At 71.0% G+C, this 20,225-nt stretch carries 14 protein-coding genes; 7 read left to right on the top strand and 7 right to left on the bottom strand.

Features of this window, described 5'->3' with window-relative positions; translation table 11 throughout:
• The first annotated feature begins 231 nt into the window (after positions 1 to 231).
• A complete protein-coding gene (locus ACIRJR_RS30900) occupies positions 232 to 3,240 on the top strand; it encodes a family 16 glycoside hydrolase (RefSeq protein ID WP_403786706.1) in 3,009 nt (1,002 codons plus the stop codon).
• 94 nt (positions 3,241 to 3,334) lie between these two features.
• On the opposite strand, the gene ACIRJR_RS30895 is transcribed toward ACIRJR_RS30900, so the two are convergent.
• Entirely contained in the window at positions 3,335 to 4,111 is a 777-nt protein-coding gene (locus ACIRJR_RS30895; protein ID WP_403786704.1) for a hypothetical protein, read from the bottom strand.
• Positions 4,112 to 4,353: 242 nt separating this feature from the next.
• A complete protein-coding gene (locus ACIRJR_RS30890; RefSeq protein WP_403786702.1) occupies positions 4,354 to 4,797 on the bottom strand; it encodes a subtilase-type protease inhibitor in 444 nt (147 codons plus the stop codon).
• 420 nt (positions 4,798 to 5,217) lie between these two features.
• Between ACIRJR_RS30890 and ACIRJR_RS30885 the strand changes: the two genes are divergently transcribed.
• From ACIRJR_RS30885 to ACIRJR_RS30875, 3 genes are all read left to right on the top strand, one after another.
• Entirely contained in the window at positions 5,218 to 6,687 is a 1,470-nt protein-coding gene (locus tag ACIRJR_RS30885) for an aldehyde dehydrogenase family protein (RefSeq protein ID WP_403786700.1), read from the top strand.
• The gene (locus ACIRJR_RS30880; RefSeq protein ID WP_403786698.1) at positions 6,684 to 8,279 is read left to right on the top strand and encodes an APC family permease; all 1,596 of its coding nucleotides are present in this window, start codon (positions 6,684 to 6,686) and stop codon (positions 8,277 to 8,279) included. The genes ACIRJR_RS30885 and ACIRJR_RS30880 overlap by 4 nt, the downstream gene beginning before the upstream one ends.
• Positions 8,280 to 8,341: 62 nt before the next feature.
• Positions 8,342 to 9,913, top strand: coding sequence for a GMC family oxidoreductase (locus tag ACIRJR_RS30875; RefSeq protein ID WP_403786696.1), 1,572 nt, complete (start codon positions 8,342 to 8,344; stop codon positions 9,911 to 9,913).
• Between the two features lie 12 nt (positions 9,914 to 9,925).
• Here the strand turns inward: ACIRJR_RS30875 and ACIRJR_RS30870 are convergent, their stop codons facing one another.
• The gene (locus tag ACIRJR_RS30870; protein ID WP_403786694.1) at positions 9,926 to 11,131 is read right to left on the bottom strand and encodes an MFS transporter; all 1,206 of its coding nucleotides are present in this window, start codon (positions 11,129 to 11,131) and stop codon (positions 9,926 to 9,928) included.
• Entirely contained in the window at positions 11,128 to 11,718 is a 591-nt protein-coding gene (locus tag ACIRJR_RS30865) for a helix-turn-helix domain-containing protein (protein ID WP_403786692.1), read from the bottom strand. Before ACIRJR_RS30865 ends, ACIRJR_RS30870 begins: the two co-directional genes overlap by 4 nt.
• Here ACIRJR_RS30865 and ACIRJR_RS30860 point away from each other — a divergent pair.
• The 3 genes from ACIRJR_RS30860 to ACIRJR_RS30850 all read left to right on the top strand — a co-directional run bounded on the left by ACIRJR_RS30860 (position 11,717) and on the right by ACIRJR_RS30850 (position 15,963).
• Entirely contained in the window at positions 11,717 to 12,235 is a 519-nt protein-coding gene (locus ACIRJR_RS30860; protein WP_403786690.1) for a GNAT family N-acetyltransferase, read from the top strand. The genes ACIRJR_RS30865 and ACIRJR_RS30860 overlap by 2 nt on opposite strands.
• A 351-nt stretch (positions 12,236 to 12,586) precedes the next feature.
• The gene (locus ACIRJR_RS30855; protein ID WP_403786688.1) at positions 12,587 to 14,593 is read left to right on the top strand and encodes an NAD-binding lipoprotein; all 2,007 of its coding nucleotides are present in this window, start codon (positions 12,587 to 12,589) and stop codon (positions 14,591 to 14,593) included.
• 158 nt (positions 14,594 to 14,751) lie between these two features.
• Complete coding sequence (locus ACIRJR_RS30850) at positions 14,752 to 15,963, top strand: hypothetical protein (protein ID WP_403786686.1); 1,212 nt, start codon at positions 14,752 to 14,754, stop codon at positions 15,961 to 15,963.
• 491 nt (positions 15,964 to 16,454) lie between these two features.
• Here ACIRJR_RS30850 and ACIRJR_RS30845 read toward each other — a convergent pair whose 3' ends face one another.
• The 3 genes from ACIRJR_RS30845 to ACIRJR_RS30835 form a co-directional block, all read right to left on the bottom strand.
• Positions 16,455 to 17,312, bottom strand: coding sequence for a geranyl diphosphate 2-C-methyltransferase (locus ACIRJR_RS30845; protein ID WP_403786684.1), 858 nt, complete (start codon positions 17,310 to 17,312; stop codon positions 16,455 to 16,457).
• Between the two features lie 40 nt (positions 17,313 to 17,352).
• On the bottom strand, positions 17,353 to 18,579 hold the full coding sequence (locus tag ACIRJR_RS30840; protein WP_403786682.1) for a family 2 encapsulin nanocompartment cargo protein terpene cyclase: 1,227 nt from the start codon (positions 18,577 to 18,579) through the stop codon (positions 17,353 to 17,355).
• 185 nt (positions 18,580 to 18,764) lie between these two features.
• Positions 18,765 to 20,171, bottom strand: coding sequence for a family 2B encapsulin nanocompartment shell protein (locus ACIRJR_RS30835; protein WP_403786680.1), 1,407 nt, complete (start codon positions 20,169 to 20,171; stop codon positions 18,765 to 18,767).
• Positions 20,172 to 20,225: the final 54 nt, after the last annotated feature.

Below are 20,225 nucleotides of genomic sequence, written 5' to 3'. Positions count from 1 at the left end.
GATCGATGTGCGGACGTACGCGGTTCCCGTGAGGCAGAACGCCGCCCGATGCGCGGGGAGGCGCTCGAACTGTCAAGGGGAAGCGGGGTGTTGGTCCACTTTTAACTTCCAGATGACAAAGTATGGACTTCTTCAGCAGAAGTCCCTAGCGTGACGGCGCCGCTGTAGGCGAACCGCTGCTTCACGGATCCGCACAGCCCGACCGGAGTGCCACCCCCCGCTGGAGGACCGATGCATCCACGGCTGTTACCACGTGCCCGAAACCTGCTCACCACTCTGCTCGTCGGAGGGTTCCTCGCCGGAGGTGTCTGGGCAGGCCCCCCGGCCGCCGCCGTCCCCGAAGAGATCCCGCCGCAGGAACCGGGCGTCACCCTGCGCGTCTTCGACACCCAGGTGCCGCTCAACGCCCTGTGCACCCTCAAACCGGGCCAGACGCCCAACCACGACGCGCTGATGTCCACCGTGGACTGGTCTACGGCCGACGACTTCGGCGGCTACGCGGACAACTTCGTGGCCGAGGTCTCCGGCTACCTCGTGGTCCCCGAGGACGGGACGTACGGCTTCCGCCTCAACAGCGACGACGGCTCGCGGCTCACCATCGACGGGACGGAGGTCATCGACCACGACGGTCCGCACGGCGCCGAACCCAAGGACGGATCCGCCCAGCTGACCGCGGGCTCGCACCCGTTCGAGGTCGACTACTTCGAGCGGGGCGGCGAGCAGCAGTTGACCCTCGCGTGGAAGCCGCCGGGCGCGGACGACTTCGGCGTCGTCCCTCACGAGTCCCTGAGCACCGACGCGGGGGTCGTACGGGTGACCGCCCCGGGCCGCAAGGAGTGCGAGTCGGGTGCGGACAGCCCCGGGGACGGCCTGCCGCTCGCCGATGTGCGCCCCGACCTCGACCTCACCGACCTGCGCCCGGAAGGCTTCGAGCCGCAGGTCACCGGCATGGACTGGCTGCCCGACGGCCGTCTGGCCCTCTCCACCTGGGGCGGCTCGGAGAGCCGGACCGGCGAGGTCTACCTCCTCGACCACGTCACCGGCGACACCAGCCGCGACAAGGTGACGGTGAAGAAGGTGGCGGAGGGTCTGCGCGAACCGATGGGCATCAAGTACGTGGACGGGTCGTTGTACGTCTCGCAGAAGCACGAGCTGACACAACTCGTGCACACCGGTGATGACTTCGTCACGGACGAGTACCGCACGGTCGCCACCTGGCCGTACGGCGGGAACTTCCACGAGTTCGCCTTCGGACTGCTCTACCGAGACGGCTACTTCTACGTGAACCTGTCCGTGGCCATCGACTACGGCGGCGCGACCACCACTCCGCAGCCGGCGGAGGGCCGCGGCACGACGTACAAGGTCGACAAGAGGACGGGCAGGATCCACGCGATCGCGGGCGGCCTGCGCACCCCGAACGGGATCGGCTGGGGCCCCGGCAACTCCCTCTTCACCACGGACAACCAGGGCGGCTGGCTGCCCGCGTCGAAGCTCGTCCAGATCAAGCAGGACCGCTTCTTCAACCACTACACCCAACCGTCGGGCGGGTTCGACAACCGCGCTGTCACCCAGCCGGTGGTCTGGCTGCCGCAGAACGAGATCGGCAACTCCCCGAGTACACCGCTGTACCTGACCAAGGGCCGGTTCGCCGGCCAGATGCTGATCGGAGACGTCACCTACGGCGGACTCCAGCGCGCCTACCTGGAGAAGGTGAAGGGGGAGTACCAGGGTGCCGTCTTCCGCTACACCCAGGGACTCGAAGCCGGTGTCAACCGCATCACCATGGGGCCGGACGGGGCGGTGTACGCGGGCGGTCTCGGCGCCGACGGCAACTGGGGCCAGGAAGGGAAGCTGAAGTTCGGCCTGCAGAAGCTCACGCCGAACGGCGGCGACACCTTCGACATCCAGGAGATGCGGGCCGTCCCGGGTGGCTTCGACCTCGAATACACCCAACCGCTGTCACAGGCCACCGCGGAGAAGCTGACGGAGCGCTACCAGGCCGAGCAGTGGCGCTACACCCCCACCTCCGACTACGGCGGCCCGAAGATCGGTGAGGAGCGGCTCACCGTGCGCTCCGGGGCGCTCGCCGAGGACGGCCGCACGGTGAAGCTGCGTCTGGACGGGCTCAAGCCGGGGCGGGTCGTGCACCTCCGTTCACCTCGCCCCTTCGCCTCCGGGTCCGGCGAGGCGCTGTGGAGCACCGAGGCCTGGTACACGCTCAACGCACTGCCCGGCAAGCAGCCCCCGGCCGCCACGCTGTACGAGGCGGAGGAGGCGCGCCTCACCGGAACGGCGGGAATCCACACCGATCACACCGGCTACTCGGGCAGCGGCTTCGTCGACCGCTACAACACGGAGAACCGGGCCGCCACGGACTTCGACGTCACGGTGCCCGAGGCCGGCGACTACGACGTGAACCTGCGCTACTCCAACGGCCCCAACCCCTATCAGGGCACCAAGTCGCTCTCCCTCCACGTCAACGGGAAGAAGCTGAGGCAGACGAAGCTCGCCTCGACCGGGACCTGGGACGCCTGGTCGACGCAGACCGAGCGCGTCCGCCTGCACGCGGGCCCCAACACCCTCTCGTACCGCTTCGACCCGGGTGACGCAGGGCATGTGAACCTCGACCTGATCACCGTACGTCCGCACGGTGATCAGGTCCCGCTCTTCGACGGCACCGCCGCCTCCCAGGAGCAGTGGCAGCACACGGACGGCCGACGCCTCGAATGGCCGCTGGCCGACGGGAAGTCGATGGAGGTGTGCTGCGGCGACATCCGGACCAAGGACGCCTACCAGGACTTCAGGCTGAGCCTGGAGTTCAGGGTGCCGCTCCTGCCGGACGACGTGACCGGCCAGGACCGCGGCAACAGCGGCATCTACCTCCAGGACCGCTACGAGCTCCAGATCCTCGATTCGTACGGCGACACCACTCTCGACACGAACGAGGCCGGGGCGATCTACCAGAAGAAGGCTCCGGACGTCAACGCGGCCACGGCCCCGGAGACCTGGCAGACCTACGACATCACGTTCCGCGCGGCGCGCTTCGACGACGGCGGAAACAAGACCGCCGACGCGCGCGTGACGGTGGTGTGGAACGGCCGGAAGGTCCACGACGACATCACGGTCGACGGACCGACCGGTGCGGGTGTGCCGGAGGGCCCTGCCGCCGGAGCGATCCGGCTCCAGGACCACGGGAACAAGGTGCGCTTCCGCAACATCCGGATCGAACCGCTGGACTGAGGACCGTCCGGGCCGGCGGCGCGGGGTCCCCACGGACCGCGCCGCCGGCATCCCTTCGCCGGCGCCCGCGCGTCCCGCTCTCCTGTGCCAGGTGTCAGCCGGCCGGCACCTCCGACGCGTGCCAGGCCCTGGAGAGTCCTTCCAGCCAGGCCGGGGGCAGCTCCGCGAGCTCCCATTCCGCCCTGAGCGCCGACGGCGCGTTGATGAGGCGCTCGATCACGGCGACGCTCGAGGGGGAGTGGAGGAGGGAGTAGCGGCCGTGGACCGCGATACGGCTGCGCGGCCCGAACCGCGTGTACAGCCGGACCAGCCGCTGCCGGTGGGAGTCGGTGAACTGTTCCAGCCGGCCGGCGTACCCGACCCGTCCCACGACGCTCATCGTGCCGAGCACCGCCGTGAGGACTTCGTCCGACACCTCGGGATCAAGATCCGAGGCGTCGCTGACGGAGAGATGGAGCGGCGTCACGGCGACCTTCGCGCGCTCCACGTCCATCCTTCCGACGGGGTGATGGCCTCCCGGGGCGGCGTCCCCGGAATCACCGATGGCACGGTCGAGGGCACGCTCGGCGACGCGGACGAGCTCCTCACCGACGGCCCGGGCTCCGTCGTGCCAGCCGAGGGCGTACGGCTCGCCCTCCCCGGCCGGGGCACCGGCCGCCTTCTCCGCCTGGCTGTGGGCGTCCGCGACCGCCCCGGCCTCCACGAGCGCGATCAGCTCCTCGGCGTCGCCCCGGAATACTCCCGCGCGGCTCAGGAGTTCGAAGATGGTGTTCTTCGCGTTCCTCACGTTGGCGGGGTCCAGCGAGTGCCGGCCCCTTTCGGCGGTGTTGATCGCGTCCCCCTCGTCGGTCCTGGTCCGGTGCTTCACCATAGTTCGGGTGGGAGGCCTGCGACGTGCGCTACGGGGCGCCGCCGCCGGGGCGTCGTCCCCTTTCGGCTCACGTCGGACCAGGAGCCGGACAGGGTGCGGGGGTGAAGCAGGGGTGAAGCACCCAAGGCCCACGCCCTCACCGTGCTCGCGGTGAGGGCGTGGGCCGCTGCGGGTCGTCCGGGAAGCCGGAGCCGCGTGAAGGACGTTCCGGTCCGTCCGGACCGTGCGCGCGAGGCGACAGGTCAGAAGGAGAAGACCGGCCCCTCGGCCAGGCTCGCCCGCATTTCGCACGCGTTGCCGAAGGTGGCGGACCAGGAGACCTCGCGGCCCTGCCACACACCGGTCGCGGAGACGACGACAGGATCCCACTGACGCGTGCACCGCCCCTGTGGGCGTTCCGCGGTCAGCTGGGTGAACTCACCTTCGACCTTCGCCAGTTCCGTGCAGGCCGCGTCCGGCGAGGGGTGGGTGCCACTGGCGCGGGGCGCGCAGCTCAGGGTGACGGCCCGCTGGACGGCGACCGGACCGGCACCGCCCTTGCCGACCGAGAGGACGAGGGCCGACGGCGCGTAGAGGCCGGCCGGCTGAGCGGGCAGGGCCTGGGCGGCACCCACCGCGACCGTGCCGGACACGATGAGTGTCGACAGCATGGTGATTACGAAGGGTCTGCGGGTCTTGTGAGGCATTCGTGTCTCTCCTTGAATTCGGGGGGTGGTTGCGGTGGGGAGTCTGATGCCTGCGGGCGGTGACCGCACATCGATCGGCCCTTTCCGGCCCGATCGTCGCGCGACCTGCCTACCGAATGGCCGTTCGGCCAGCTCGGAGGCGGTGTGCGGGTCGGGTGCGAGGTGTCCGCCATGTGGACAGAAGTGAGTGGTACAACCGCGAACTACCCTGTGAGCTGCGTCGATGTGCAAGTGGTTCATACGTGAAACTCCTGGCTTCGACCGGAAACCAATGCCTGGCGCGAGTGGGCCGACGGGGCGCGGGCCGCGTCGCGCGGGTCGCTCGGCGCGCGGCGGGACCGGGCCGCGCCTACGTTGGGTGTCGAGCTCCGCACGGTCGGCCACCGCGCCCCCCTTCCACGTGCGAGCCCGGAGGACGTCATGCCTGAACTGTTCATCGGTGGCCGGTGGAGCGCTGCCATCGAGGGCGGAAAGCGCGAGATCCGCTGCCCTGCGGACGGGAAGCTGGTCGCCGTCGTCGACGAGGCCGGACCGCGCGACGCGGACGCGGCGGTGGCCGCGGCGCGTGCGGCCTTCGACCGGGGCCCGTGGCCCCGGACGCCGGCCGCGGAGCGGGGCCGACTGCTGCTGCGCGTCGCCGACCTGCTCGAACGGGACAAGGACGCGTTCGCCAGAGCCGAGACCCTGGACACCGGGAAACGGCTCGTGGAGAGCGAGTACGACATGGACGACATCGCGAACTGCTTCCGCTACTTCGGGAACCTGGTCGCCTCCGGCGGCACCGGCCGAGTCGTCGACACGGGGGACGCCGGGATCGACAGCAGAGTGGTCCACGAGCCGGTGGGTGTCTGCTCCCTGATCACCCCGTGGAACTACCCCCTGCTGCAGACCGCCTGGAAGGTGGCTCCCGCGCTCGCCGCCGGCAACACGTTCGTCCTCAAACCCAGTGAGCTGACGCCCCACACCTCGATCCTCCTGATGCAGGGGCTCACCGAGGCCGGACTGCCGCCCGGCGTGGCGAACCTGGTGCTCGGGGCCGGGGCGACCGCCGGTGCGCCGCTGAGCTCGGACCCGCGCGTGGACATGGTCTCCTTCACCGGCGGCCTCGTCACGGGGCGGCTCGTCATGGCGGCGGCCGCGCCGACCGTGAAGAAGATCGCACTCGAACTGGGCGGCAAGAACCCCAACATCGTCTTCGCCGACACCGAGTTCGACACGGCCGTCGACTACGCGCTGACGGCGGTGTTCCTGCATGCCGGGCAGGTCTGCTCGGCGGGCGCCAGGCTGCTCGTCGAGGACCGGCTGCACGACGCGTTCGTGGACGAGCTCGTACGCCGCGCCCGGGACATCCGGCTCGGCGGACCGTTCGACGAGAACGCCCGCAGCGGGCCACTGATCTCGGCCGCACACCGCGACAAGGTCGAGGCGTACGTGGCCGCCGGTCTGGCGGAGGGAGCGGTGCTGCGCTGCGGTGGCGCCCGCCCGGACGACCCGGCGCTGCGGAACGGCTTCTACTACCTGCCCACCGTTCTCGACGAGTGCACTCCCGACATGACCGTGGTGCGGGACGAGTCCTTCGGCCCGGTCCTGACGGTCGAGCGCTTCCGGGAGGAGGCGGAGGCCGTCGCGCTGGCCAACGACACCGTCTACGGCCTGGCCGGGGCGGTCTGGACGCAGGACGCCGAGCGCGCTCACCGGGTGGCTGCCGGCCTGCGCGTCGGGACGGTCTGGATCAACGACTTCCATCCGTACGTACCGCAGGCCGAGTGGGGCGGCATGAAGCAGTCCGGTGTGGGCCGCGAGCTGGGCACGGCCGGTCTCGCGGAGTACCAGGAGGCCAAACACATCTGGCGCAACACCGCGGCGCGGCCGCAGAGGTGGTTCGAATGAGCCATTCCGACCCGGCGGGCCCCGGCCCGGCGAGCGCCCCTCCGCCCGGCACCCGGCCCGACGGCAGCCACGACGACGACTCACTGGCCGAGCTGGGCTACAGACCCGAACTCAAGCGGACCCTGGGCAACTTCCACACCTTCGCCGCGGGCATCAGCTACATCTCGATCCTGACCGGCACCTTCCAGCTGTTCTACTTCGGCGTGAGTTTCGGCGGACCGGCCTACTGGTGGTCCTGGCCCATGGTCTTCGCCGGCCAGCTGATGGTCGCCCTGTGCTTCTGCGAGCTCGCCGCCCGCTATCCGGTGGCCGGCTCGATCTACAACTGGGCCAAGAGCATGGGAGGCCCGCACATCGGCTGGCTCGGCGGCTGGATGATGATGACCGCCACCATGGTCTCGCTCTCCGCCGTGGCGCTCGCCTACCAGATCACGCTGCCGCAGATCGACAGCTGGTTCCAGTTCGTCGGCGACGGCACAGGCAAGAACGACGCGGCGACGAACGCCGTTCTCCTCGGCACCGTCCTGATCCTCTTCTCCACCCTGGTCAACGCCTTCGGCGTCCAGCTCATGGCCCGCATCAACTCCGCGGGCGTGTTCATCGAACTGATCGCAGCCGTCGCGCTGATCATCTTCCTCGCCGCGCACATCACCCGCGGACCCAGCAGCGTCCTCACGGACACGTACGGGCTCGGCGAAGGCCGGACCCTCGGCTACTTCGGCGCGTTCCTCACCGCCTCACTCGCGTCCGCGTACGTGATGTACGGCTTCGACACCGCGTCGTCCCTCGGCGAGGAGTCGCACAATCCGGGCCGCAACGCGCCCCGCGCGATCCTGCGGGCGCTCATCGCCTCGTTCCTCATCGGAGGGCTCATCCTGCTCTTCGCGCTGCTGGCGGTGCCGGACCTGGCCGCGAAGGAGTTGTCGACCGGCGGTCTGCAGTACGTGGTCCTGGAGACACTCGGTTCGACCATCGGAGAGATCTTCCTGTGGTGCGTGGTCGTCGCGATCACGGTCTGCGTGCTCGCCGTGCAGGCCGCCGGAATCCGGCTGATGTTCGCCATGGCGCGGGACAACAACCTTCCCGCCGGTTCGGTACTGGCCAAGGTCAGCCCCCGCTTCCAGACCCCGGTGGTGCCCGCCGTCGTGATCGGTGTGGTGGGCGTCGTCATCCTGGTGATCAACATCAACCAGCCGCAGATCTTCTCGGTGATCACCAGCATCGCCGTGATCATGATCTACCTGGCCTATCTGATGGTCACGGCCCCCATGCTCATCCGCAGGCTGCGAGGCGCCTGGCACCCGGCCGAAGGCAGCTTCTCCCTCGGCCGCTTCGGGCTGCCGGTCAACATCCTCGCCGTGCTGTGGGGGGCGGGCATGGCACTCAACCTCGCCTGGCCGCGGGCCGAGGTCTACAACGCGACGGGCCCGCAGCACTGGTACCTGCGCTGGGGCGCGTTCGTCTTCATCGGCATCGTCGCGGTCGGCGGCTTCACCTACTACTGGTTCGTGCAGCGGCACAGGACCGGAGTTCTCGAGAGCCACCGCACCGAGGTGGACGACACGACGGCGCCCACGCCACCACCCGCCTAGGCGCCGCCCGCACCCCCGCGTGGACGCCGCGCCCACCCCTCGTACGGATTCCGGAGACACAGATGCCTGCTGAGAGCCGACCTCAGGACGACTTCGACTACGTGGTGGTGGGCGGGGGCACGGCCGGCGCGGTCGTCGCCGCCCGGCTGTCCGAGGACCCTTCCGTCACCGTCTGCGTCCTGGAGGCCGGCCCCTCCGACGTCGGTGACGACAACATCCTGCGGCTCGACCGGTGGATGGGGCTCCTGGAATCCGGTTACGACTGGGACTATCCGGTGGAACCGCAGGACAACGGCAACAGCTTCATGCGGCACGCCCGCGCCAAGGTTCTCGGCGGCTGCTCGTCCCACAACTCCTGCATCGCCTTCTGGGCACCGGCCGAGGACCTCGACGAGTGGGCCGCCCTGGGGTGCGAGGGCTGGAGCGCCGCGGACTGCTTCCCGCTCTACCGGCGGCTGGAGACCAACGACGCACCCGGCGACCACCACGGGCGGAGCGGCCCGGTGACCATCCGCACGATCCCGCCGAACGACCCGTGCGGAGCGGCCCTCCTGGAGGCGTGCGCCGAAGCCGGAATTCCCACCACGCCGTTCAACACCGGTACGACGGTCACCCGCGGCGCGCACTGGTTCCAGATCAACGCCCGCCCCGACGGGACGCGTTCATCCGCCTCCGTCTCCTACCTGCACCCGGTCCTCGGCCGGCGCCCGAACCTCGAAGTGCGCACCGGACTGCAGGCCAGGCGTCTGGTTCTCGACGCCGGACAGCGGTGCACCGGTGTCGAGTACCTGACGCCCGACCTCATCCACTCGCGTACCGTCGGCGCGCGGCGCGAGGTGATCGTGTCCTGCGGATCCATCGACGGGCCGAAGCTGCTGATGCTGTCCGGGATCGGCCCGGCGGAACATCTGCGGGCGACAGGGGTGGACGTACGGGTCGACTCACCGGCGGTCGGTTCCCACCTCCAGGACCACCCGGAGGGCGTGATCATGTGGGAGGCGCGGCAGCCCATGGTCACCACGTCCACCCAGTGGTGGGAGATCGGGATCTTCGCCGACACCGAATCCGGCCTGGACCGCCCCGACCTGATGTTCCACTACGGATCCGTGCCCTTCGACATGAACACCTACCGGCGGGGCTACCCGACCTCCGAGAACGCCTTCTGCCTCACCCCCAATGTGACCCGGGCCCGTTCCCTGGGCACCGTCCGGCTCCGCACCCGGGACTTCCGCGACAAGCCACGCGTCGATCCCCGCTACTTCACGGACGAGCACGACGTACGGGTGATGACCCACGGGCTCAGGCTCGCCCGGGACATCGTCGGCCGGGCGCCGATGGCCGCCTGGGCCGGCCGGGAACTGGCACCGGGGGCCGGTGCCGGAACCGACGAGGAACTGCTCGACTACATCCGGCAGACCCACAACACCGTCTACCACCCCGCCGGCACCGTGCGGATGGGGGCCGCCGACGATCCGGCGGCAGCCCTCGACCCGCAGCTGCGCGTGAAGGGGGTGCGCGGTCTGCGGGTGGCGGACGCGTCCGTGATGCCGTTCCTGCCCGCCGTCAACCCCTGCATCACCACGATGATGATCGGTGAGAAGTGCGCGGACATGATCAGGGCGTCCCAGGGCTGACCTCCCCCGCCCTCACCCCGGCGACCGGCCGGACGCCCGGGGGCGTGGACACCGGACGTTGCCGCTGCGTGCGGGGCGGGCGAGGAGGGCGGCGAGCAGCAGTGCGCCGAGAGCGGTGAAGGTGATGCCGCGCCATCCGAGAGCGTCGAGCAGGCGGGCGGCGAGGGAGCTGCCGAGGCTGCCGATGGTGAAGTACAGCACGAGGTAGACGCTGCTGAGGCTGCCGGACCGGTGAGGGTCGAGGGCGATGACGCGGCTCTGGTTGGCGGCCTGGGCGGCGAAGCAGCCGGCGTCGAAGAGGGCGAGCCCGAGAGCCGTGACCGGGGGGCTCTCCAGGCCGGTGGCCAGCAGGGCGGCTCCGGTCACGGCGGCCGCGATGCCCGCGACGACCAGGACGTTCGGGGTGTACCGGTCGCAGAGGCGTCCGGTGAGCGGGAGCACGGCGAATCCGAGGAGTCCGGCCAGGCTGTACAGGCCGATGGCGGTCGGCCCGAGACCGTGGGGCTGCTGGGCGAGTGCCAGCGCGAGCGCGACCCAGATCAGGTTGAACGCGAAGTACCAGAGCCCGCCGGTGGCCACCGCGCGACGCAGCCGCGGGTGCCGGCGCAGGAGCGGGGGAAGCGCGGCGAGGGTCGCCGCATAGGTGCGACTGGCGTGCGGTCGCCGCCCGGGCAGGAGTGTGGCGGCGGCGGTCGCGCCGAGCAGGGCGAGGGCCGAGAACACCAGCAGCATCCACCGCCATCCGAGGAGGTCGGTGAGCGCTCCTCCGGCCAGGCGGCTGAGCAGAATCCCGGCCGACATGCCGGCGGCCACCGTGGCGACCCCGGTCCCGCGGCGTCCGGGAGGAGCGTGGCGGCCCGCGATGTTGCCGGCCTGGGCCGCGACACCGGCGGCCGCGCCTATGAGCAGGTAGGCGGTCAGCAGCACCGCCGCGCCGGGCGCCGCGGCCGCCAGGGCGAGCGCGGCCGCCAGAGCGGTGAGCTGGGCCGGGACCAGGCGGTTGGGTGCGAGGTGGTCGGTGAGGGGGAGCAGGAAGGCGAAGCCGATGACGCAGCCGCCGAGTGCAGCGGCCGGGACGAGGCCGATCACGGAGAGCGGCGCCCCCAGGTCGGCGGCGACCGTCGTGAGCGCCGGCTGGAGGGCGTAGTTGTTCGCGATCGCCGTCCCCGCTATGGCGGCGAGGAGGAGGGTTCCGCCCCGGGGGAGAGGAGGGGTCACGGCTGGGTGCCTCGGGACAGGATGACGGCGTAGCGGCATTCGGCGTCGGTGGTGTTGGCGAAGACACGCGGGGTGGGATCGCCGAGCTCGATGGTGTCGCCCTCGTCGAGTTCGTGGACCGTGTCGCCTTCGTGGAAGGTCAGACGTCCGTCGAGGACCCAGACGACCTGGCGTACGAAGGCGAAGGCCGCGGCGGGGTAGGGGACGCGCGCCCCCGGGGGCAGGCGGATCTCGGCGATCTCCGCGGGGAAGTGCGGGCCGCTGACCTGGCGGCGCCGGTACCCGGTGCCGGGGTCCCGCCACTGCGCCGCGTCGGCCCGCCGGCGTACTCCCGTGGTCACGGTCGTGTCCTCCCGCGCCCCTTCGGCCGTCGCGACCAGTGAGGCGATGCCGAGCTGGAACGCGGCGGACAGCTTGCCGAGGACGACGGCGGTGGGGCTGCTCTCACCGCGCTCGATCCGGCTGATCATGGCCTGGGAGACGCCGGAGGCCTCCGCGAGCTGGGCGAGAGTCCACCGCCGTCGTTCCCGCTCGGCCCGCACGCGTGCCGCGATCCGGGCGACCAGAGGATCTACTATGTTGGACATGAATCCAATATACGAGAGGGCGGGGGCGGTGACCGTACGCCCTGCGCACGCGGGCGACGCGGAAGCCGTCCGTGAGATCCGCAACCACGCGGTGGAACACTCGACAGCCCTCTGGACAGGCACGCAGCAGTCAGCTGCCGAGGGAGCGGCCTGGCTGGCCGTGCACCTCGCGCGCGGTTCGGCGTTCGTGGCCGAGGCGGAGGGTGAGGTGGCCGGGTTCGCGACGTACGCCCCCTGGCGGGACCTGGACGGCTTCCGCCACACGATGGAGAACTCGGTCTACGTCCGCGAGGGCCGCCACGGGCTCGGCATCGGCTCCGCGCTGCTCGGCGGCCTGATCACCTCGGCCCGCGAGGCCGGCCACCACAGCCTGATCGCCGGCATCGAGGCCGAGAACGCCGCGTCGGTACGGCTGCACGAACGCTTCGGGTTCCGCCACGTCGGCACGGTGCCGGAGGCCGGCACCAAATTCGGCCGGTGGCTCGACCTGACCCTGATGCGGCTGTCCCTGACCTGAGACGCCCGCGCACGGGCGTCGACCGGACCGAGTGCGTGACGCGTCCGCCGGAGCGGACCGTCCCCGCCCGGAGGCCCGGCCGGCACGGATCGGTGGCCCTCCCCGGGCCGGCGCCCGCCGGCAGCGATGCTCCGGCATCAGCGCTGCTCAGGGGGGCGCTACGACGGCGGCGGCGATTCCCTTGGGGATGCCCGATCGTGCCGGAGTATCCGTGATGTCCCTTGTCGCCGCCCGAAAGGATGAACCGGCCCGCGAACCCGGCGTGTCCAGCGACGGGAGGCAGCACTGTACCTCGGGGGACGGGCGGTGCCGTGCCCCCTGGCGGGTGCGCAGCGTTCGAGGGGAGTGGCAGTGGAATCAGCCAAGGGACGGCCGCGGGTGTCGCTGCGGGACCGGGCGGGATACCGGTTCGACCGCACACTGGCCCGCTCCACCGGCACCCTGATGGGCTGGCTCGTGGTCACGTGTCTGGCCGTCGTCGTCCCGGTGAGCACCCTGCTGGTGTGGACGGATCCCGGCTCGCCCTCCTCGCTGTCGGGACGGCTCACGGCGGCGTGGCGGACCAGCGCGGAGACGCTGCGCCTGGGCGCCGCCACCGGCACGCCGCTCCGCCTGGCGCTCTCGGCCGTGCTCGGTCTGGTCGCGCTGCTCTGTGTGTCGACCCTGATCGGGGTGATCACGACAGGGCTGGCCGAGCGGATGGCGGAGCTGAGCCGAGGGCGGTCGACAGTCCTGGAACAGGGGCACGTCGTGGTGCTCGGCTGGTCGGACCAGGTGTCCACCGTGGTGAGCGAGCTTGTCGCGGCCGGATCCCCGCACCGGTCGCGGGCCATCGTGCTCCTCGCCGACCGGGACAAGATCGAGATGGAGCGGGTGCTGACCGCCCGGGTCCCCCCGGCCGCACGCGCCCGGATCATCTGCCGCAGCGGTCCGGCGAGTGACCCGGACGTGCTCGCGCTCGTCAGTCCAGGGACGGCGAGCACCGTGCTGGTGCTGCCGTCGGGGGAACCGGCCGCCGACGCCGAGGTGTTGCGCATCCTGCTGGCGCTGGGCGCCGTCCTCGGCAAGGAAGCGGACGGGCCTCCGGTGCTCGCCGCCGTCCGGGACGACCGCTACCGCGCTCCGGCCCGGCTGGCGGCCGGGCCGCGCGGCACGGTGCTGGAGACCGACACGGTCACCGCCCGGCTGATCGCTCAGTGCGTCGGCCGGCCGGGTCTCTCCCTCGTCCTGCAGGACCTCCTCGACTTCGCGGGCGACGAGTTCCACCTCGCCGACGCCACCGCCCACCATCACGAGCCCTTCGGCGCCACACTGCTGGGCCACCCGAACTCCTGCGTGGTCGGACTGCTCACCCCCGAGGGCCGCACACTGCTGAACCCGCCCGCGGACACCGTCGTCGAGCCGGGAAGCCGTCTGATCGTGCTCGCCCTGGACGACAACAGCACACGGGTGGAGGACTGCGGGCACCTCGTCGACACCTCGGTGATCGCCTCGGCCCCGTCCGGGGCGGACGGCCCGACGCGGCTGCTGCTGCTCGGCTGGAACCGGCGGGCTCCGCTCGTCGTCAGCCAGTTGCGGCGCACCGCCCTTCCCGGCTCCGTCCTGGACGTCGTCACCGACAGTGCCGTCCCCGGGCCGCGACAGCCGGAGCCGCGGAACTCCCGGACGCCACCGGACGTGCGCTTCCGGTCGGCGGCCCTGTCCCGCCCCGAAACCCTGCTCGGCCTCGACCTCGGCCGGTACGACGGACTGGTCGTCCTCGGGCCGGACCCGAGCGACGGTCCCGACCACCCCGACGACTGGACGCTGGTCACCCTGCTGGCCCTGCGCCTGCTGGAGGAACGCACCGGACGCGAGGTGCCCGTCGTCACCGAACTCACCGATGACCGGAACAGGCCTCTGGCGCCGGTCAACACCGGCTCCGACGTCATCGTCAGCGGGAAACTGACAGGTCTCCTCATGGCTCAGATCGCGCAGAACCGGCACCTGGCACCGGTCTTCGACGAACTGTTCTCCGCGGACGGCAGCAGCATCTGCCTGCGCTCCGCGGGTACGTACATCAGTCCGGGCGCGGAAGCGTCCTTCGCCACCGTCGTCGCCGCCGTACGCGACCGGGGCGAGTGCGCGATCGGCTACCGCTGTCACGACACGGCCGCCGGTCCCATGGGCCGGGGGGTCCGGCTCAACCCGCCCAAGGAGGAGCGGCGCGTCTGGAGCGCGGAGGACCAGGTGGTGGTGGTGGCGGCGACGGGCCGCGGCACCCCCACGGCCCCCGCAGGCGCGGCGGGTTGCCGCGACGAGGCCACCACGGCCGTGCACGACGGTGCACTCGGCCGGCCGGCGGACCAGGCCACCTGACGGCCACGGCCAAGACGTACGCAACGTGAGCCGCTGGCGCCTGCCGCCTGCCGCCTGTTGACGGGGCGCCGAGGCCCGAGGCTCGTTCGGTGCGAGCTGCGGGCGGATCGGTCATCCGCCCCGGGAACAGGAGTTACCGTGCTGATGTGGTGATCAACGTGAACGACTCAGTACCGGGGACCGCGCTCCTCCTCGCGGCTTCCCCGGCGGGCAAGGCCGGCTTCATCGATGCGACGAGTGTCCTGCCCGCCCTCGCAGCCGTCTCGCCCAGCATCCTGACCGGCACCACGGCGGCGACCATCGTCGAACTCGCCGATCCGGTCGACCCGCAGACCGTACTCACCCGAATCCGCGCCGCGGCCACCACCCCCGGTCCCCTCACCCTCTTCCTCGTCGGTCAGCTCCACCTCGACAGCAAGCAGCACCAGGTCCATTTCGCTCTGGCCCGGACCACAGAGGCCACGCTGCGCTATTCCGCGCTGCCCTGGCACTGGCTGGCGAGCGAACTCAGACCGCGCAAGCCCGGCAGCACCACGGTCGTCGCCGATCTGATCGCCACCCCGGACACCTGGCAGCGCATCCGTGAGGACGGCCTCACGATCCCTCGCGGGATACGCCTGTACGGCCGTGTGGCCCCGCAACTGTCGCGCCGCCGAACCGCGGAGCCTGCCTATCTGAAGGCCGTCGCCGCCATCTGGCGCAGTGGAAGCAACCCCCCGCTCGCTCAACTCCACGAGCAGGCCGCGGCTCAGGCCCGGTTGCAGGACGGCTCCGACGGCGGCGCACTCGACCTGGCCGTCGACGGAGCGCCTCTCGACGCCGTGCCCCCCGCCACCTCGTCTCTCGACACCGCGCCCCTCGCCACCACCGCACCGCAGGCCGGCCCGGCACCGAGCCGGCGCCCCCCTCAGCCGGCACCGGAGAATCCACTGCCCACGATCCTGGCGGCTGCCGGTGCAGGACGCCACAGCGAGGCCGCGGCACTCGCCTCCATGTGGGAGGAGTGGGCGCTGCGGACCCACGGCGCCGGCTCCGCGCAGGCTGTCCACTGGCTCGAGATCCGGGCCGACCTCGCGCGCCTCGCCGGAGACCCGGCGCGGAGCTGCGAGCTGTGGATGTCCGCAGCCGATGCCCGCCTCGCGCGGCAGCAACTCCCGGACGATCCCGCGGTCGTGGACGCCGTCGACCGCGCCCACCACCAGTGGCAGGAACTCCAGGACCCGCGACGCGCTCAGGAACTCGGCCCGGCCCTGGCCGCGCTGCGCGGCCATGTTCCCGGGCAGCGAGCGGGAGCGGTCGCCGCTGTCCGGCACCGGCTGGAGGTCCTGCACGGGACCCGGCCGCGGGTGGACGGCGGTGCGGGGACATGAACGGACGGGAGCCGTTGTCCACGGCGCGGCACACCCCATCCGCGCCGGCGTGTGCCTCGGTGCACTGCGTCCACAGATGACAAAGCACCCCTCGTGCAAGGCCGTTGACACCTCTGATCACCCGTCACTGGCGCGGCGGCAGGAGTTCGGACGCCGGACGAGATCCCGCGCGTGACGAAGCGGCAACTTCCCAACCTCTCCATGGACCTCCGGGAGTCCGACGCCCGCCGGGTCCTGTTCGCCGACGGCAGGGAGGTGCAGAGCGGCAGACCGACCCGCGGCCAGACCGACATCGCCCCCTGTCCGGCAAGACCGCCGCCGTCCCCTTCACGTTGCCCGACGACCCGCAGCCGGGGACCGAACACATACTCCAGACGGGAGCGGGAGCCGGTGCCCGACCGCAGAGGGGGCTCTGCTGTCTCGCAGCAGAGCCCCCGGCCGTGACCGTCCGCCGGGTACGCGGCGGACGGTCCCTTCACACGGCTGTCCGGTCAGACCTTGTCGGCGGCGATCAGCAGGTACTGGAAGCTGCCGTCCTTGTAGGCGTCCAGGAACGCCTTCTCGATGCCGGTGGCCAGCGGCGACTCGGCGCGGAGTTCCCAGTAGGGGATGGTGGCCGCGGTGAGGTCGACGACGCTGACGGGCACGAGGCGGTTGGCGGCCATCTCCTTGAAGTATGTGCTGCGGGGATGGATGTTGCAGATGTAGTGGGCGTTGATCTCGCTGACGGCCCGGGAAGGCAGCCCGTACGCGTCGTTGTAGCAGCCGGTGATGGTGACGTAGCGGCCCCCGTGCTTGAGGAGCCTGGCGTACTCGGGGAACAGGAGCGACAGGTCGACGTACATCGTGCTCTCGTTGTTCCAGATGGCCTGGAAGCTGTCGCTCTCGAAGCCGGTGTGGAGCATGTTCTTCAGGTGGAAGGCGACCTTGTCGTCCACGCCGCGTTCCTTGGCCTGGCCGTTGGCGAAGGCGACCTGCTTCTCGGAGATCGACACACCGTCGACGCGGGAGCCGAAACGGCTGTGAGCGACGAAGCTGCTGCCGCCACGGCCCGACCCCGAGTCCATGAGACGGTCCTCGGGGGTGAGGTCACCGAGGTGTGACATCAGGAGGTCGGCCTGCGCGCATTCCAGGCGATGGAGCTCGGCCGTGAGCCGCTCCTGGCGGGTCTCCTCCGGGCCGTCGAGCACGGACCGGTCCGCGTCACCGATGCCGTAGTGATGGTGGTACACGCCGGAGACCTCACCCAGACGGAGGTTGACCGGGTTCTTCTCCTGGTTCCAGTAATTGGCTACGGACTTCTGGTACAGGCTGCGCAACGGGTGGGCGGCGGTGTCCTGGACGGTCATGAGTACTCCTCGGCTGAGTGGTTCACGGATCGCTACGGGTTCAGTTCGCTTGCTGGTAACGCGGGCTGGTGGCGTGCCACTGCTTGCTGCCGCCCATCCACGCCCACAGACCCGCCAGATAACGCCGCAGCTGGGGAGAGCCGGCCGCGGCCAGCACGGCACAGTCGGCCTCGACGGTGTGCATGAGTTCGTCGTGGACGGCCGCTGTGCGGTCGACGGCTTCCTGGAGGGAACAGTTGTCCTCGGCGGCGATGAGGTTGGGCAGGTTGGTGTCCCCGGGGTCCTCCTTGGCCATCGAATAGACGTCGTTGAGCAGGACGTTGGCCATGCCCGCGTAGAGGTACGTGCGGCGCACCGTCGGGTCGGCGAGTTCCGGGGCCGGGACCTCGTAACCGCCGACCGCGTCGATCAGCACCATGCAGGGGTAGAAGGCGTTCTCGTAGCGGTGCAGGAGGTACTCCCACACGGCGGGCCTGCGCCCGCTGCTCCGCCACTGGGCCTCCTGTCCGTACGCCACGAACATCACGGCGAGTTCATGGCGCAGCCGTGCCACCTGGGTGGTGCCGGCGAACTCGGACAGGTGGGCGAGGCTGGACCGGAAGGCGCGCAGGACGGGCTGGCGCCGGACCAGCTCCTCGAACTGCGCCTGGTAGCGCGCGGGGAGACGGACGGGATCGATCACCGCGTGGGCCATCGCGAGGCGTGCGCCGAGGAGCTCCGGCTCCGTGTCCTCGCCCTCGTCGACCCAGTGGTCGTCCACGGACCACTCCGCGAGCCCGCAGCGGGCCGCGGCCAGGAGGCGGTCGGGGTCGTCGCAGTCGGGGTGCGCGAGCATGAAGAGGCGACCGAACTGGTGTGAGCGAAGACGTTCGAGCCGGCCGGTGAAGATGCCGGTCTCCGCGGCCCATTCGACCAGGCGGTTGTTGACCTCCTCGCCGAGTGCGGGGTCGTCCCGCACCGCGTCGGGGCAGTACAGGGCCGGGATCCGGATCGCCGTGGCCGGTTCGGCGGCGCAGCGCTCCTGGCCGGGGCCCGGCGAGCCTCCCTTCTGCCGTCCCTCCTGGGCCGTGGTGGGCGCGGCGGGGGAGTGGAACAGCCGGGCCGCGGATGTGCCCGGCCCGGCCGGGCCTGCCAGCAGGCGCCCGAGCAGGTCCGACGGGGGCGAGGGCGGTGCGGCCTCCGTGACGGTGCGAGGCGCCGGCAGACGGGCGGCCGGAGGCCCGTTCCGTGTCCATGGAGGGCCGGCGGCGCCACTGGCTGGAGTCATGCGAAGAGTGCCTTTCGCCTGGGGACGGGGTGAGCGCGCCTGCTGACGGCCGCACCGGTGGCACGCCGAAGGCAGGCGTCGACGGTGTCCGCCGCAACCGGGCGCGGGACCGGCCGGACACGGGCGACGCGAGGCCGGCCGGGCCGGAAAAGGGGGGATCGGCGGTCCGTGCCTGTCGGCTCGGGTCAGCGCCAGCGTCCTACTTCGACGTTCTCCAGGACGCCCAGCGCGTCGGGGACGAGGATCGCGGCCGAGTAGTAGGCGGTGACGAGGTAGGAGATGAGCGCCTGCTCGTCGATGCCCATGAACCGTACCGACAGGCTCGGTTCGATCTCGTCCGGAATTCCCGACTGGCGCAGGCCGATCACGCCCTGGTCGTCCTCGCCCGTGCGCATGCACAGGATCGAGGTCGTACGGGCGTCGGTCACGGGGATCTTTCCGCACGGGTAGATCGGCACCCCGCGCCAGGAGGGGATTCGATGGCCTCCGACGTCCACCGGATCCAGGTTCAGACCGCGCTTGTTGCACTCCCGGCCGAACGCGGCGATGGCCCGGGGATGAGCGAGGAAGAACTTGTTGCCGCGCCGCCGCGAGAGCAGCTCGTCCATGTCGTCCGGGCTCGGCGTCCCGTCGTGCGGCTGGATACGCTGTGCGTAGTCGCAGTTGCTGAGCAGCCCGAACTCCGGGTTGTTGACCAGTTCGTGCTCCTGACGCTCACGCAGGGCCTCCAGTGTGAGCCGCAGTTGCTGCTCGGTCTGGTTCATCGGATCGTTGTAGAGATCGGCGACGCGGCTGTGGATCTTCAGCACCGTCTGCGCGACGGAGAGCTCGTACTCGCGCGGCGACGGCTCGTAGTCGACGAAGGTGTGCGGGATGCGCTGCTCGCCCACGTGGCCGGCCGCGAGGTCGACCGCCGCTTCCCCGTACGTGTTGGTGCGCTGCTGGGGGAGCGCCGCGACGGCTTCGAGGTGGCGTCCCAGTGACCCGGCCCGTTCCGCCAGGTCGGCGATGTCGCTCCTGGGCAGGACGAGTACGGTGCACGCGGTCGTCGCACGGACGGTGCACTCCCAGGAGGCATCCGCCTCGGTCAGGCACTCGTCGCCGAAGTAGGCTCCGTCGGCCAGCGTTTCGAGGACGGTGTCCCCGCCGTACGGCCCGGTGCCCACCTTCTCGACGCGGCCGTGCGCCAGCAGGAAGACCCGGTCCTTCGAGTCACCCGCGGAAGCCAGGACGGCGCCCTGCGCGAAGTCGGTCTGCTCGCAGCGGCCGGCCAGCTCGGCCAGCACCTCCTCGTCCCCGTACCCTCTGAGCGCGGGCAGTTCGCCCAGTTCCGCGGGGATGACCGAGACGCGGCCTCCGGTCTGCACGAAGGTCACCCGCCCGTCTCCCACGGTGTAGGTGAGGCGCCTGTTCACCCGGTAGGTCCCGCCCCGGACGTCCACCCACGGCAGCATCCGGAGCAGCCACCGGGAGGAGGTCTCCTGGTTCTGCGGAACGGACTTCGACGTCGTCGCAAGGTTCCGTGCGGCGGAGGTCGCAAGACTCTGCTGTGACGGTGCCTGTACGGCTTCCCGGTCGGCTTCAACGGTCATATGTGGTTCTCAGCCCTCCTGTAGGTACGCCTGCTCACCCTCCCTCTTCATCTC

Origin of the sequence: Streptomyces sp. NPDC102402 (assembly GCF_044765765.1) — a bacterium.
Taxonomy (GTDB): Bacteria; Actinomycetota; Actinomycetes; order Streptomycetales; family Streptomycetaceae; genus Streptomyces.
This window is presented reverse-complemented; position numbering and strand designations above follow the sequence as displayed.

What these genes read in the sequence shown, in the direction of transcription:
- ACIRJR_RS30835 (WP_403786680.1), bottom strand. Translation starts at nt 20,171, where the DNA reads ATGACCGTTGAAGCCGACCGGGAAGCCGTACAGGCACCGTCACAGCAG.
- ACIRJR_RS30865 (WP_403786692.1), bottom strand. Translation starts at nt 11,718, where the DNA reads ATGTCCAACATAGTAGATCCTCTGGTCGCCCGGATCGCGGCACGCGTG.
- ACIRJR_RS30900 (WP_403786706.1), top strand. Translation starts at nt 232, where the DNA reads ATGCATCCACGGCTGTTACCACGTGCCCGAAACCTGCTCACCACTCTG.
- ACIRJR_RS30840 (WP_403786682.1), bottom strand. Translation starts at nt 18,579, where the DNA reads ATGACTCCAGCCAGTGGCGCCGCCGGCCCTCCATGGACACGGAACGGG.
- ACIRJR_RS30890 (WP_403786702.1), bottom strand. Translation starts at nt 4,797, where the DNA reads ATGCCTCACAAGACCCGCAGACCCTTCGTAATCACCATGCTGTCGACA.
- ACIRJR_RS30860 (WP_403786690.1), top strand. Translation starts at nt 11,717, where the DNA reads ATGAATCCAATATACGAGAGGGCGGGGGCGGTGACCGTACGCCCTGCG.
- ACIRJR_RS30875 (WP_403786696.1), top strand. Translation starts at nt 8,342, where the DNA reads ATGCCTGCTGAGAGCCGACCTCAGGACGACTTCGACTACGTGGTGGTG.
- ACIRJR_RS30895 (WP_403786704.1), bottom strand. Translation starts at nt 4,111, where the DNA reads ATGGTGAAGCACCGGACCAGGACCGACGAGGGGGACGCGATCAACACC.
- ACIRJR_RS30885 (WP_403786700.1), top strand. Translation starts at nt 5,218, where the DNA reads ATGCCTGAACTGTTCATCGGTGGCCGGTGGAGCGCTGCCATCGAGGGC.
- ACIRJR_RS30880 (WP_403786698.1), top strand. Translation starts at nt 6,684, where the DNA reads ATGAGCCATTCCGACCCGGCGGGCCCCGGCCCGGCGAGCGCCCCTCCG.
- ACIRJR_RS30845 (WP_403786684.1), bottom strand. Translation starts at nt 17,312, where the DNA reads ATGACCGTCCAGGACACCGCCGCCCACCCGTTGCGCAGCCTGTACCAG.